Genomic DNA, 14,175 nt, shown 5'->3' with positions numbered 1-14,175 from the left:
CACGGGCGCTCCGTCGCAAACTGGGACGCTCTCGCATCCTCTGTCGCAAACGGTGCATCACACGGGCCAAACCCTTGATCAGAGGCGGACTACTCGTCCGCCAGCGTCACCAGAATGGCGCCGTCGCCGACCTGATCGCCCTCTGCGGCCGAAACGCTGTCCACCACGCCATCGCGCGGCGCAGACAGCGCGTGCTCCATCTTCATGGCTTCCAGAACCGCCAGCGTCTGGCCCTTCTTCACGCTATCGCCCGCCTTGACCGGCACGGACAACACCTTGCCGGGCATCGGCGCCTTAACCGCGCCGCCCGCCTCCAGCGCATCCGCCATCGCCGCCGGATTGTAGAGGCTGATCAAGTGGGTCTCGCCTTGTGTCGCCACCAGCATGCCGCGCTTGCGCGCCTCGAGACGGGCCGAGACTTCCCGGCCGTTCAGGCGGGCCGAAACTTCGGTCGCGCTCAATCTGAGTTCACTCAGCGCAAAGCTCTCCTCGCCAATCCGGGCGGTGATGCGGTCGCCCTCGCGCTCAAGCGAGACCGACAGCCGGGCTTCATCCGCCTGGAAGCCCATCTCGATGACCGAATCCGCATTGGCGCGGAAGCCATCCGCAACCGACCAGGGATCTGACGCGTGAGCAAAGAGGCCTGCGCCATGGGTCAGACCGAGGGCCGCCGCCACATAGCTGAAAGCAGGCGGTGATTTCGGCGCCAATTCCTCAAGGCGCGCATCGATGAAACGCGTATCCACCTCTCCGGCGCGGAAATCGGCATGGGTCAGCGCCCGGCGCAGGAAGCCCGCATTGGTCTTGACCGGATAGACGCGAACCTCGTGGTCCAGCACCGTGACAAGCCGGTCGATGGCGTCCTCACGCGTGTCGCCGAAGGTGATCAGCTTGGCGATCATCGGATCATAGTGCAGCGAGACCTCACCGCCCTGCCGCACGCCGGAATCGGTGCGAACGCCGTTCGCCAGATCGGTCTTGGGCAGATCGAGAAAATCGAGCTGCCCGATGGAGGGCAGGAAACCGGTCGCCGGGTCCTCGGCATAGAGCCGGGCTTCCATGGCCCAGCCCTTGAGATGAATTTCGTCCTGCTCCGGCACCGAACCGCCCGATGCGACGCGCAGCTGCAGCTCGACCAGGTCCATGCCCGTGACAGATTCGGTGACCGGATGCTCCACCTGGAGACGGGTGTTCATCTCCATGAAGTAGAAGCCGTCCTCGCGCAGCGGGCCCGAACCATCCACGATGAACTCGATGGTCCCGGCGCCCACATACTCCACCGCCTGCGCAGCGCGGACAGCGGCCGAGCACATGGCGGCGCGCACATTGGGCGTCATGCCCGGCGCGGGGGCTTCCTCGATGACCTTCTGGTGGCGGCGCTGAAGCGAACAGTCCCGCTCGAAGAAGTGCACCACCCGGCCTCGGCTGTCGCCAAAGACCTGAACCTCGATATGGCGCGGACTGGAGATGAATTTCTCGATCAGGACGCGCTCATCGCCAAAGCTCGACGCCGCTTCGCGCTTGCAGCTTTCGAGCGCTTCCAGGAAAGCGTCCGACTCCTCGACCTTGCGCATGCCCTTGCCGCCGCCGCCGGCGACCGCCTTGATCAGCACCGGATAACCGATCTCGTCGGCCTGGGCCTTGAGATGGTCCGGCTCCTGATTGTCGCCGTGATAGCCCGGCGTGACGGGCACGCCCGCCTCTTCCATCAGCTTCTTGGCGCGGTCCTTCAGACCCATCGCCTCGATGGCTTCGGCAGACGGCCCCACAAAGGTGACCCCCGCTTTCGCGCAGGCGCGGGCGAACTCGGCGTTCTCTGACAAGAAGCCATACCCGGGGTGAATCGCGTCCGCCCCTGTATCCTTCGCCGCCTTCAGGATCAGATCGGCCTTGAGATAGCTTTCACGCGCCGGCGCCGGGCCCAGCAGCACGGCTTCATCGGCCATCCGCACATGAGGCGCATCTGCGTCGGCTTCGGAATAGACCGCGACCGTGGCGATTCCCAGACGGTGCGCCGTGCGCATCACGCGGCAGGCGATTTCACCCCGGTTGGCGATCAGAAGCTTTTTCATCATGGGCTGGCATCCATTGCGGTGAAAGCTGATGGCGCGGTTTTGGGCCAAGCCGGGCCCGTGTGCAAGCTTAGCTCTGTTTATCAGGGCGTTCGGCGCCCCGGGTCAGCACCACAAGCACGAAACTGATCTGCATGAGGAGGATCCAGCTCCCGAGCTTGGCGAGCGAGACCATTTTCCACTGATGCTCCTGTCCGGGATAGCTCCAGGCGCGCGCGAAGGTCCCGATATTCTCGGCGAACCAGATAAAGAGCGCGACCAGAACGAGCCCCAGGAGAAGCGGCATGAAGCGATGGGCGCGGTCGGGCCGGAACCAGATCACGCAGGGGCCATAGATCAGCGCGCTCGCGGCGAAGAGCGCCCAGCGGATATCAATCACATAGTGATGGCTGAAGAAGTTGATGTAGATGGCCAGCGCCAGCAGCGCCTGAGCCCAGACCGGCGGGAAGCGGTCAAAGCGGAAGTCGAAAATGCGCCAGACCCGCGCCATATAGCTGCCGACGCTGGCATACATGAAGCCTGAAAACAGCGGCACGCCCCAGATGGCGAACAGGGCATCGTTTGCGCCGGGATAGACCCAGGACCCGGCATGGACCTTGAAGATTTCCATCGCGGTGCCGACCACATGGAAGACCGCGATGATCCGCACCTCGGCCCAGCTTTCCAGCCGGAAGGCGATCATGCCGATCTGGATCGCCACCGCGCCCAGCGTGATGACGTCAAACCGGTGCAACGGCGCATTGGCTGGATAGAACAGATAGACGCCCAGAATCAGCGCCAGCATCAGCCCGCCAAAGAGGCACGCCCAGCCCTGCTTGATCCCGAACGCCAGGAATTCGAAGGCCGCGAGCGAAACCGGCCCCCTCACCCAACGGGCGCGCAAGGCCTCCCGCTCGCGGTGAAACCAGGCTTCAAGATCGCGCAGGCTCAAGCGGACTAGTCCGCCCAATAGGGTTTGCGCTTTTCAAGGAAGGCGGCGAGGCCTTCGCGGCCCTCATCGCTGACGCGGCGGTCGGCGATCTGGTGGGCGGTCTTGCGCAGGAGGTCGTCATTGATCTCGCGATCGGCGACCATATCCACCAGCGCCTTGGCGTCCCGCACCGCGCCCGGGGCGGTCTGGAAGGCGAGCTTGCCCAGATATTCCATCATGTCATCGAGCTCGTCCGCGCTCTCGACCACATATTGCGCAAGGCCGATCTTGTGGGCGAACTCGCCGTCAAAGCCCTCGCCCGTGGCAAACAGGGCGCGGGCATAGCGTGGACCAATGGCGCGCACCACGAAGGGCGAAATGGTCGCCGGGGTCAGTCCAAGGCGCACTTCAGAGAAGCGGATCTTGGCGTCCTTGACCGCCACGGCCACATCACACGCCGCCATCAGTCCGGCGCCGCCGCCCATGGCTGCGCCCTGAACCAGCGCAATGGTGGTCTGGGGCAGATCGTGCAGGCGCTTGAGCATGCGCGCGAGGTTCAGAGCATCGGCCTGGTTATCCTCATGGGTCCAGTCCGCCGCCGCTTTCATCCATTCCAGATCCGCACCGGCGGAGAAGCTGCGCCCGGCGCCGCGCAGGAAGACCACGCGCACCTCGTCGGTGTTTGCGCGCAGGGTCTCGAAGATGTCGGACAGGCGCGCAATGATGTCGGCGTTGAAAGCGTTATGCTTGTCAGGCCGGTTGAGCGTGACGATGGCGGCGCCGCCGGGAGTTACATCGAGCAGGACTTCGTTTTCAGCAGCCATCAGACATCGCCTCTTCGCTAGCAGTCAGTATCTCTTCTGATTACTCCGCCGGGCGCGCCGGGCCAAGCCGTCACCTGTGCGTCGAAATGACGAAGGCCCGCCGCCGGTCAGGGCGGCGGGCCTTGCTGACCCCGAAATGACGGCGATCTAGCGCGGCAGGACGATCGCCTTGATGATGTAGAGCACCGTCAGGCCAACCAGATAGGTCAGGCCCAGAAAGGCGATGTATTGCCAGTAGAGCATGTCGGTCACCGGCGGAATCGCGAAGCTTGCGCCGTCACGCACCATCGGCAGCACGATATCGACGATCACATGAACGATCGCCGAGAGCACCGTGAAGATCAGAATGGCGGCGTATTCCTGCATCAGCAGCGCCATCACCAGGCCGATCACGCCCATCTGCACGCCCAGGAAGATCCAGTTGATGGAGCCGCCATCGCCATGCATGGAGTATTGCAGTCCGGCCATGAGCCAGGACCAGACGGGCTCGATATAGGCCCAGATTTGATCGATGTATTCCATAGTCATCCCCTCGCCAGCCAGCCTTACTGAAGGCCGCCACTGAGCAGAGCGTGCCAAGAAGTTAACAAAAATCAAGCAAAACTCTTGTTGCAGCGCCAAAAAACGGCAATGCAGACAAGTCTCGGCGGCTCTGTTTCTCGGTCTTGGTTAACGCTTGAACAGAAGGCGCTTGATGATCGCAAAGATCGTGATGACGACCAGATAGCCCACCAGGACCACAGCGGCGTAACGCCAGTAATTGCCTTCCAGAATGGGCGGCAGACGCAAAGCGGCGCCATTGGCGATGACCGGAATCAGGATGTCCACGGCGAGGTGGATGACCGTGGCCGCCAGCACGATGATCGGCAAACGCTTGAGGTCCGGCAGCACAATGGCGGCGACCAGCGCAATGAGGAGCCCCTGCACCGCATTGATCTCGTTAAAGCCCGCCCGCATGAAGTCGAGCACGTCGTTGAGAATTTCCATAATGTCCCCCATTAACCCGTGGGGGTGTTGTAACCCTATCGGGCTGCCCGGCCTAGGGTCCGCGTCTTTTCAAGCATGGACAGACGGCTTTTCTCGCTGATCTGGACGCCGCCAAAGACAGTGTGGCGCACAGGCTTGAAGCCGGAAATCTTCAACAGACCCGCCTCCAGCGCTTTGAGTGAATGCGCGCCGAAGATCAGTTTGTAGGCAAATCCCGGCATGCCCATGGTGACGATCAGGCGCGCAGACTTGCCTTTCATGCGCTGCGATGGCCAGCCCGCGCCGTTGGCGCTCGTGGCCAAGAAGAATTCTCCGCTGGCGGCATGCTCGAAGAACGCCTTGGTCTTGGCGGGAATCTCCCCCAGCCAGAGCGGATAGATCAGCACGAGGTGATCCGCCTCGCTCATCGCCGTCCGCACCGGATCAAAGACCGCAGGCGGCTTCGTTTCGAACTCTTGCGGTGAGGACAGAAAGCCGAACTCCATCGCGCCCACATCAAGGCGATCGACGATATGGCCCGCCTCCTGCGCGCTGGCCTGATAGGCGTCGGTCAGCGCGTGGCAGAACCGCTCGGGCGATGGATCGGGATGGCCGTTGATCAGGCAGATACGCTTGGGCATGGGGCGCTCCTGCAAAGCTGTGCAGGAAGACTACCCTGAAAGAGCAGCGCACGGGATGCGGCGCAATGCCCCCTAATCGGCGCTCACCTCGATCCAGATTTCATTGCGTCGGAAGGGCCCCGGGATCCAGGGCGGGTTGTAGGCGGCGAAAGTCGGCGCACCCAGCGCTGACAGCCCTCGCTCGCTGAGGAAGGCTTCAAGCTCTTCCAAATGGCGCTCGGCGCGGCGTTCATTCATCACACCGGAAAACTGGATGACCGCCCCCCGACGCGGCGGCGCCTCGCGCAATCGAACATCGGGATCATTGGCGACCGGAAGCGTTTCCATCGTCCATTCAGACGGCATGATGAAGGAGACGACCCATTCCCCCTCTCCCGCCGGCTCGGACGTGACCGGCGCCGTCATGGCGATGGACTGGCTCGAGCGAGAGGCGGTGACAGGCGCAGTCATCGCGATGTCTTCGCGGGGCTGATTGCCGCCGAAGATGTAATTGGCGAGCGGCTGGAAGCCGCGCCGCGTGGCGGTCTGACGATCCCCCCTGACGGTCACCTCGGCGTGAATGAGACCGGGATAATCGCGGATCTCGATCGATCCCACGCGCTCCACCAGCGTATAGGACGGCTCTTCAGCGGCCATGGCCGCACCGGAAGCGAGTAGGCAGACCAGGCCTGCCAAGCCAGCGAACACGCGCATGATCGAACTCCAATCGCATCATGCGCCTTGTTACGGCTCGCCCGGCCAGCCGGATCAGTCCTACATCCGGAAGACGCCGAACTTGGTGTCCTCGATGGGGGCGTTCAGAGCCGCGGACAGCGCCAGGCCTACCGCGCGGCGGGTGTCTTCTGGCGCAATGACGCCATCATCCCAGATGCGGGCGGTGGAGTAATAGGGCGAACCCTCTTCCTCGTATTTCTCGCGGATGGGCTGTTTAAAGGCTTCTTCGGCCTCAGCGCTCCATTCTTCACCGCGCGCTTCCATGCCGTCGCGCTTGACGGTGGCGAGCACGCTGGCGGCCTGTTCGCCGCCCATCACCGAGATGCGCGCGTTCGGCCACATGAACAGGAAGCGCGGGCTGAAAGCACGGCCGCACATGCCGTAATTCCCTGCGCCATAGGAGCCCCCGATCACCACAGTGATCTTGGGCACCTTGGCGGTGGACACCGCCGTGACGAGCTTGGCGCCGTCCTTGGCGATGCCGCCCGCCTCGTATTTCGAGCCCACCATGAAGCCGGTAATGTTCTGCAAGAACAGCAGCGGGATCTTGCGCTGGCAGCACAGCTCGATGAAGTGCGCACCTTTGAGGGCGCTTTCCGAGAACAGCACGCCGTTATTGGCGATGATGCCCACAGGCATGCCGTGCAGACGGGCGAAGCCGGTCACCAGCGTCTCGCCATAGAGCTTCTTGAACTCGTCAAATTCAGAGCCGTCCACCAGACGCGCGATAACCTCGCGCACGTCAAAGGGCTGTCGCGTATCAACGGGGATCACGCCGCCCAGCTCCCTGGGATCAAGACGCGGTTCGCGCGGCTCTTCGAGGAAAACCTGTTTGGGTTTGACGGTGTTGAGACCCGCCACGATCCGGCGCGCAATCTGCAGCGCGTGATCATCATCCGCGGCGTAATGATCCACCACGCCGGATCCGCGCGCGTGCACATCCGCGCCGCCGAGATCCTCCGCCGAGATCACTTCGCCGGTCGCGGCCTTCACCAGCGGCGGGCCGCCCAGGAAAATGGTGCCCTGCTTGCGCACGATCACGGTTTCATCAGACATGGCCGGCACATAGGCGCCGCCTGCGGTGCAGCTGCCCATCACCACAGCGATCTGCGGGATGCCTTCAGACGACAGATTGGCCTGATTGAAGAAGATGCGACCAAAATGCTCCTTGTCCGGAAACACTTCGGCCTGGTGCGGCAGGTTCGCGCCTCCTGAATCCACGAGATAGATGCAGGGCAGGCGATTCTCGCGCGCCACTTCCTGAGCGCGCAGGTGCTTCTTCACCGTCATCGGGTAATAGGTGCCGCCCTTCACCGTGGCGTCATTGCACACGATCACGCATTCGCGGCCCGACACCCGGCCAATGCCGGTGATCATGCCCGCGCCGTGGACATCGCCCTCATACATGTCGTTCGCAGCCAGCGCGCTCAGCTCCAGAAAGGGCGAACCCGGATCGAGCAGGCGCTGGACCCGGTCGCGAGACAGGAGCTTGCCGCGCTTGAGATGTTTCTCACGGGCGCGCTCGTTTCCGCCCAGAGCGGCCTGGGCGGTCTTCTCCCGCAACTCGGCGACCAGCTTGGCCATCGCCTCGGCATTGGCCTTGAAGCTGTCCGAGGACGTATCGAGCTGGGTGTGAAGTTCGGTCATGGCGCGAATATCCGTCTGGTAAATCGAGACTGATGCGCTGCTTAGCCTGTTCAGGACAGCCCGCGCAATGGCTGCGGCGCCCCTTGCCGTTTGTCCGGACCCATCCGAAGGTGAGCCCAACGGAGGAGAAATCATGACGGAATACACGAGCTTCAAGGTCAGCCAGGACGGCCCGATCGCCCGGATCACCCTGAACCGGCCTGACAAGCGCAACACAATGACCCCCGCATTCTGGGCCGAGCTGCCCAAGGCGGTGAGCGCCCTGTCGGACGCCGGCGAAACTCGCGTGCTGATTCTCGACGCGGAAGGGCCGGTCTACACCGCCGGTATGGACATCTCAGTCTTTACCGACCCCAACGCGCTCAAGACGGACTCCGCCTCGATGCGCGAAGCTTTCATGACCGCGGCCACCGCACTCCAGGACAGCTTCACCGCTTTCGAGAAGGCCCGCTTTCCCGTCATCGCCGCCATCCAGGGGCCGTGCGTGGGCGGCGGCGTCGACATGATCTGCGCAGCTGATATGCGCTACGGGACGGATGACGCCTGGCTGCGGATCGAGGAAACCAATATCGGCATGTTCGCCGATGTGGGCACGCTGCAACGCCTGCCGGGTCTCATTCCCGAAGGCATAGCGCGCGAGCTGGCCTATACCGGCGAGAATCTGAGCGCGGAGCGCGCCGAGCGCCTGGGCCTCTACAATGCCGTCCTGCCGGATGCGGAGACCCTCAAAGCGCATGTGGACCGGATCGCGCACGCCATCGCCAGCAAGGCGCCCTTGACCATTTCGGGCATCAAGCGCTCCTTCCTCTATGCGCGCGACCACACGATCGCTGACAGTCTGGAACACGCCATGACGCTCCAGGCCTCGCTGTGGAGCCCCGAAGACATCATGGAGGCGATCACGGCGCGCGCTGAAAAACGCGGGGGTGAGTTCAAGACATTGACCCCGGTCAAACGCATGGGACAATCCTAGGAGCGAGGCGTTGCGCACAAAGGACAGGTCATGAACCTGGGACTGAGCATTCTGCCGTTTTTCAACCGGGTTGAAAAAGCCGCGCTCCGCGCCGTTGAGGCGGAGGTGGAATGGTTCTGTCTGCCGGCGGGTCAGACCCTCTTTGAAGAGGGCGAGATTGCGGATTCCTTCTATCTGGTGCGATCCGGCGCCCTCGCCGCCTTCAGGCGCGGCGCCGACGCCCGCCCTGAGCTGGTCGGTCACATCCGCGCTGGCGAACCCATAGGCGAGATGGCGCTCGTGGAGGACCGCCCCCATTCGGCCAGCGTCTACGCCTTGCGCGATTCCGAGCTGGTGAAGCTGCCCAAGGCGGCGTTCGACAAACTCACCAACAAGCACGCCTCGCTGATGCGCGAGCTGAGCAAGATGATGCTGTCGCGGATCCGGGCCGGGGAATCCTATCGCCGGTCCGAACCGCGGGTCTTTGCGCTGATCTCCACCTCGCCGACGATCGATCTCGAATATCGCAGCCAGCAATTGCGCGACGCGCTTGAGGAGATGGGCGTCTCCTCCATTTCCTGCGGCGAGGAATGCGCGGACTGGCCCGGGCCGCGTCTGGACAAGTTCGAGGCCGAGTATGACATCGTCATTCTTCAAGCCCGGCTCGGCAATTCCAACTGGGCGCGGCGAGCCATGGCGCGCGCCGACCGGATCTGGATGATGGCGCGGGCCGATGCCCGTCCCTCCATCCCGCTCATGCCTGAAGACCCGAGCCCCGCCGCCAAGCTCAAGCTGATCGACATGGTGATGGTCCACAATGAGGGGGTGCGCAAAGCCGCGAACCCGTCTGAATGGATCGCGGCGGCGGATGCCGCGCGCTGCTTTCACTGGCGCCAGCAGAACGCCAGCGATGTGCGCCATATGGCGCGAACCATGTGCGGAAAGTCTGTCGGGCTGGTGCTCTCTGGCGGCGGCTCGCGCGCCTACGCCCATGTGGGCGCCATCCGCGCCTTCAAGGAAGCGGGCGTCGAGTTCGATTTCTATGGCGGCGCCTCAATGGGCGGCATCATCGCCGCTGGCGCGGCCATGGGCTGGGACATGGACGAGCTTGAGGACCGGATGCGCCGCGCTTTCGTGGACTCAAATCCCCTGAGCGACTGGGTCATGCCTGTAGTCAGCCTGACCAAGGGCAAGCGGGTGGACCGGCGCCTGAAAGAGCATTTTGGCGAGATCGACATTTCCGAACTGCCCCGTCCCTTCTTCTGCGTGTCCTCGAGCCTGAGCAGCGGCGCCACCCGCATTCACCGCACCGGCGTGCTGTCGCGGGCCCTGCGCGCCTCCATCGCCATTCCGGGCCTGTTGCCGCCCATCGTGGATGGCGACGACGTGCTGGTGGACGGGGCGGTGTTCAACAATTTCCCGATCCAGGAACTCAAGGCCTACCATCGCGGCGTCAATGTCGGCTGTGACGTCACGCGCAATAACGCCATCAACCCGGACGATTTCCGTGATGTGCCCAGTTTCACCGGCTGGGTGGCGCGCCATGGCCTGTCCGATCCGCCGCCGATCGCCTCGCTTCTGATGCGGGCGGCGACAGCAGGCACGCTGGAGCAACATGCCCTCACCCGGCGAGCTGCAGACATCCTGGTCCTGCCCGAGCTGGAACTCGACATGCGCGAGTGGAAGCGGTTCGATGAAGCGGTCGAGGCCGGATACAAGAGCGCCAAGCGCATGATGCAGGAGATGCCCAACGCCCTGGCCCGTCGCTTCGGTTGATCCGCGTGCAGGAATGCTGCGCTGCGATGAAACCCATCGCCTTCCATCCGCGTTCCTGTTGCCTAGGTCCTGAAGACAAGCAACCAAGGAGCGCGCAATGACCGAGCGAACCCAAGCCAATGGCGCCGACATTCCCAAGCTGGGGTTTGGCACCTGGCAGCTGGAAGACGAGGATGCGGCGCGCGGCGTGGCGACGGCTCTCAAGACCGGCTACCGCCATATCGACACCGCCCAGATCTATGGCAATGAAGCCGCTGTAGGCGATGGCTGGAAACAGTCCGGCGTAAAGCGCGAGGACTTCTTCCTGACCACCAAGGTCTGGCGAGACAAGTTCCGCGACGGCGACCTTCAAGCTTCGGTGAAAGAGAGCTTGGACAAGCTCAAGACCGATTATGTCGATCTCCTGCTCTTGCACTGGCCTGTGCCCGAAGTGCCGATCGCCGAAACCATGAAGGCGATGAACGAGGTGAAGGAAGCCGGCCAGGTCAGGCATATCGGCGTGTCCAACTTCACCGTCGACCTGCTGGATGAGGCGCGCGCGCATTCCGGCGCGCCGCTCGTCGCCAATCAGGTGGAATACCACCCCTATCTCGATCAGAACGCCGTGCTGACCGCTTGCCGCGCCGCCGGCATGGCGATGACCGCCTATTCGCCCATCGCCCAGGGCAAGGTGTTTGACGACGAGGTCATCACCGAGATTGCGAAGGCCCACAATGTCTCGCCGGCCCAGATCGTGCTGCGCTGGCTGATAGATCAGGACAGCGTGATCGCCATTCCGCGCAGCTCGAGCGACAAGCACATCAAATCGAACTTCGAGATTGCGGACCTGAAACTCAGCCAAGAGGAAACGGGCCGGATCAACTCACTGCGCAGCCCGGACGGCCGATTGATCGACCCCGACTGGGTGCCCGACTGGGACAAGTAGACCCGCAAGAAAAACCCCGCGCCAATGGCGCGGGGTTTTTCTTACATATCCAGTTCGGCCAGCTGCGCTTCGAGATCCAGCGCCCGCCGGGCCGTAAAATCATTGAAACAGGAATTGGCGATGACGCCCATCAGGGTGCCGCCCTCATAGGCGAGGCTCTGCTGGGAGCATTCCGCCTCCCGAAACGCCAGCCAAGCGCGCTGGGCGTCCAGCAGACGCTCGCGACGCTGGAGCTGTTCGCGCGCCTGAAGGCGGTCGCGCAAGGCAAAATAAGCCGCATTCAGCCGCTGATCCCAGAGCTCCGTCGCGCGATGCGCGCACTCCATCATGCCATAGGTGGTGTAGCCGCCCGGATCTTCCTGACACGCATTGGACACGACGCCGATACAGCTTTCAGCCTGCTGAGCTTCAGCCAGACACGCTTCAAGACGCGTCTCGTCAATCGCGGTCGGAGACTGTGTCTCGGCCTGTGGCGCTTTCTGGGCGCTCAGGCTCAGCGACAAAACCAGAATCTCAAACAGCATGGCATCCCCCTTCAACGCGACGCTTTCTCACCCTGAAGGGAGACTAAGGCGATTTTCAGCCCCCAGGCGACCAGAAAGGATGGCCGAGGGCCTGATGGCTCATCGTCTCATCATCCTGATTGCCATAGGCCGGGAAACCGCCCGCATCCTTCAACAGACGCGCCGTATGCATCAGGTTCCAGCTCAGGATTGTCGCGTTTCGCTGGGTGAAGGCGTTCTGGCGGCCTGCGGGCGTTCCATCCTCGCCCTCATCGCCATAGCTCAGACCTGGACCGATCTCGCCGATCCAGCCCGCATCCGCCTGGGGCGGAATGGCATAGCCGATATGGGAGAGCGCGTATTGCAGCGTCATGGCGGTGTGCTTGACCCCGTCCTCATTGCCGGTGATCACGCAGCCGCCCGTCTTGCCGTAATAGACGAATTGGCCATTGTCCTGGCGCTGTCCGGACTGGGAATAGAGCCGCTCGATCAGAACGCGCGCGACCGAGCTTTCCTCGCCCAGCCAGAGCGGCGTGCCGATCACCAGAATGTCCGCCGCCTTCACCTTCTCCCAGATCTTGGGCCAGTCATCACGCTCCCAGCCTTGCTCGGTCATGTCGGGCTGGACGCCAAAGGCGATCTGGTGATCCACAAGGCGCACGCTCTCAATGCTGACACCCTGCGCCTTCATGATGGTGCGGCACACATGCATCAGATCATCGGTGTGCGAGGGTTCGGGCGAGCGCTTGAGCGTGCAGTTGATGAAAAGCGCCTTCAGATCGTCATAGCGGGCGGGCGGAGCGCTGTGCGTGTCAGCCATCAGGTCTCTCTCAAAACAAAGAAAAAAGCCCGCGCCGAAGCGCGGGCTCAAAAGGATTACGGGGAGCGTCGTTTACTTCGACAGTCAAACAACGCCTCGCCGCTTGTTTCGTTGCATGAAAGTGCGCCGCCACGTCCTGAAAGGTCTGCGCCCTCTCTTCACGCAAACGGCCCGCCTGAATATTCAGACGGGCCGCTGAGTACAGGATCAGAGCGCGACTATCGCGTCGCGTTGAACAGCTCGCGCCCGATCAGCATGCGACGCACCTCGCTGGTGCCGGCGCCGATCTCGTAGAGCTTGGCGTCGCGCAACAGGCGGCCCGTCGGATATTCGTTGATATAGCCGTTGCCGCCCAGGATCTGGATGGCGTCGAGCGCACACTGGGTGGCGGCCTCGGCGGCGAACAGGATCACGCCCGCCGCATCCTGACGCGTGGTCTTGCCCGCATCACAGGCCTGCGCCACCGCGTAGACATAGGCGCGGGACGCGTTCATGCGGGTGTACATGTCGGCGATCTTGCCCTGGATCAGCTGGAACTCGCCGATCGGCTGGCCGAACTGCTTGCGCTCATGCACGTAGGGCATGACCACATCCATACAGGCCTGCATGATGCCGACAGGGCCCGAGGCCAGAACGGCGCGCTCATAGTCGAGCCCGCTCATCAGCACGCGAACGCCGCCGCCGACCTGGCCGAGCACGTTCTCTTCAGGCACTTCGCAGTCTTCAAAGACCAGCTCGCCCGTTTCAGAGCCGCGCATGCCGAGCTTGTCGAGCTTCTGGGCGATGGAGAAGCCCTTCATCCCCTTCTCGATCAGGAAGGCGGTGATGCCCTTGGAGCCGGCTTCGGGATCGGTCTTGGCGTAGACGACCAGCGTGTCCGCGCTCGGACCATTGGTGATCCACATCTTGTTGCCATTGAGGACGTAGTGATCGCCCTTCTTCACGGCTTTCAGACGCATGGAGACGACGTCGGAGCCGGCGCCCGGCTCGGACATGGCCAGCGCGCCCACATGCTCGCCGGAAATCAGCTTGGGCAGGTATTTGCGCTTCTGCTCCTCAGACCCGTTCAGGCGGATCTGGTTGACGCACAGATTGGAGTGCGCGCCATAGCTGAGGCCCACCGAGGCGCTGGCGCGGGAGATCTCTTCCATGGCGATGCAGTGTTCCACATAGCCAAGGCCGGATCCGCCATACTCTTCCTCGACGGTCAGGCCCAGAAGGCCCAGTTCACCCATCTTGGTCCAGAGATCTGCAGGGAACTCGTCCTTCGCGTCGATCTCGGCGGCGCGCGGAGCGATATGATCGGACGCGAACGACTGCACGGTATCGCGCAGCATGTCCGCGGTGTCGCCGAGCGGGAACTCGAGCGAGGGATACTGGTTCGAAATCATAGACCGCGAGATACCACGCGCGGCGGGCGCGTCA

The 14,175-nt window shown here is 63.2% G+C and carries 14 protein-coding genes; 3 read left to right on the top strand and 11 right to left on the bottom strand.

The genetic code is table 11. The features are described from left to right. Window positions 1-89 precede the first annotated feature (89 nt). The 8 genes from OA2633_RS01220 to OA2633_RS01185 all read right to left on the bottom strand — a co-directional run bounded on the left by OA2633_RS01220 (window position 90) and on the right by OA2633_RS01185 (window position 7,774). Entirely contained in the window at window positions 90-2,075 is a 1,986-nt protein-coding gene (locus OA2633_RS01220) for an acetyl/propionyl/methylcrotonyl-CoA carboxylase subunit alpha (RefSeq protein ID WP_009800647.1), read from the bottom strand. Window positions 2,076-2,142: 67 nt separating this feature from the next. Next, window positions 2,143-3,003: a DUF817 domain-containing protein gene (locus OA2633_RS01215; protein WP_009800646.1), complete on the bottom strand. Its 861-nt coding sequence runs from the start codon at window positions 3,001-3,003 to the stop codon at window positions 2,143-2,145. A 5-nt stretch (window positions 3,004-3,008) separates the two neighbouring features. Next, window positions 3,009-3,806: an enoyl-CoA hydratase-related protein gene (locus OA2633_RS01210; protein WP_009800645.1), complete on the bottom strand. Its 798-nt coding sequence runs from the start codon at window positions 3,804-3,806 to the stop codon at window positions 3,009-3,011. Between the two features lie 147 nt (window positions 3,807-3,953). Then, window positions 3,954-4,328, bottom strand: a complete 375-nt coding sequence (locus tag OA2633_RS01205; protein ID WP_009800644.1) for a hypothetical protein — start codon at window positions 4,326-4,328, stop codon at window positions 3,954-3,956. A 147-nt stretch (window positions 4,329-4,475) separates the two neighbouring features. After that, window positions 4,476-4,793, bottom strand: coding sequence for a hypothetical protein (locus OA2633_RS01200; protein WP_009800643.1), 318 nt, complete (start codon window positions 4,791-4,793; stop codon window positions 4,476-4,478). A gap of 35 nt (window positions 4,794-4,828) precedes the next feature. Then, the gene (locus tag OA2633_RS01195; protein WP_009800642.1) at window positions 4,829-5,413 is read right to left on the bottom strand and encodes an NAD(P)H-dependent oxidoreductase; all 585 of its coding nucleotides are present in this window, start codon (window positions 5,411-5,413) and stop codon (window positions 4,829-4,831) included. A 72-nt stretch (window positions 5,414-5,485) separates the two neighbouring features. Further along, window positions 5,486-6,106 (bottom strand): heme-binding protein, encoded by a 621-nt coding sequence (locus OA2633_RS01190; protein ID WP_009800641.1) that lies wholly within the window; start codon window positions 6,104-6,106, stop codon window positions 5,486-5,488. Window positions 6,107-6,166: 60 nt separating this feature from the next. Continuing rightward, the gene (locus OA2633_RS01185) at window positions 6,167-7,774 is read right to left on the bottom strand and encodes a carboxyl transferase domain-containing protein (RefSeq protein WP_009800640.1); all 1,608 of its coding nucleotides are present in this window, start codon (window positions 7,772-7,774) and stop codon (window positions 6,167-6,169) included. Between the two features lie 133 nt (window positions 7,775-7,907). On the opposite strand from OA2633_RS01185, the gene OA2633_RS01180 reads away from it, so the two are divergent. The 3 genes from OA2633_RS01180 to OA2633_RS01170 all read left to right on the top strand — a co-directional run bounded on the left by OA2633_RS01180 (window position 7,908) and on the right by OA2633_RS01170 (window position 11,427). Next, complete coding sequence (locus OA2633_RS01180) at window positions 7,908-8,747, top strand: enoyl-CoA hydratase-related protein (RefSeq protein ID WP_009800639.1); 840 nt, start codon at window positions 7,908-7,910, stop codon at window positions 8,745-8,747. Window positions 8,748-8,777: 30 nt separating this feature from the next. Then, window positions 8,778-10,502, top strand: coding sequence for a patatin-like phospholipase family protein (locus OA2633_RS01175; RefSeq protein WP_009800638.1), 1,725 nt, complete (start codon window positions 8,778-8,780; stop codon window positions 10,500-10,502). 97 nt (window positions 10,503-10,599) lie between these two features. Next, window positions 10,600-11,427: an aldo/keto reductase gene (locus OA2633_RS01170; protein WP_009800637.1), complete on the top strand. Its 828-nt coding sequence runs from the start codon at window positions 10,600-10,602 to the stop codon at window positions 11,425-11,427. A gap of 41 nt (window positions 11,428-11,468) precedes the next feature. On the opposite strand, the gene OA2633_RS01165 is transcribed toward OA2633_RS01170, so the two are convergent. The 3 genes from OA2633_RS01165 to OA2633_RS01155 all read right to left on the bottom strand — a co-directional run bounded on the left by OA2633_RS01165 (window position 11,469) and on the right by OA2633_RS01155 (window position 14,141). Continuing rightward, window positions 11,469-11,951, bottom strand: a complete 483-nt coding sequence (locus OA2633_RS01165) for a lysozyme inhibitor LprI family protein (protein WP_009800636.1) — start codon at window positions 11,949-11,951, stop codon at window positions 11,469-11,471. A gap of 55 nt (window positions 11,952-12,006) precedes the next feature. Beyond that, on the bottom strand, window positions 12,007-12,750 hold the full coding sequence (locus OA2633_RS01160; protein ID WP_009800635.1) for a flavodoxin family protein: 744 nt from the start codon (window positions 12,748-12,750) through the stop codon (window positions 12,007-12,009). A 218-nt stretch (window positions 12,751-12,968) separates the two neighbouring features. Next, complete coding sequence (locus OA2633_RS01155; protein WP_009800634.1) at window positions 12,969-14,141, bottom strand: isovaleryl-CoA dehydrogenase; 1,173 nt, start codon at window positions 14,139-14,141, stop codon at window positions 12,969-12,971. Between the last annotated feature and the right edge of the window lie 34 nt (window positions 14,142-14,175).

This window comes from Oceanicaulis sp. HTCC2633 (assembly GCF_000152745.1).
Lineage (GTDB): Bacteria > Pseudomonadota > Alphaproteobacteria > Caulobacterales > Maricaulaceae > Oceanicaulis.
The sequence above is the reverse complement of the archived record's forward strand: the minus strand, read 5'-3'. Positions and strand labels throughout refer to the sequence as shown.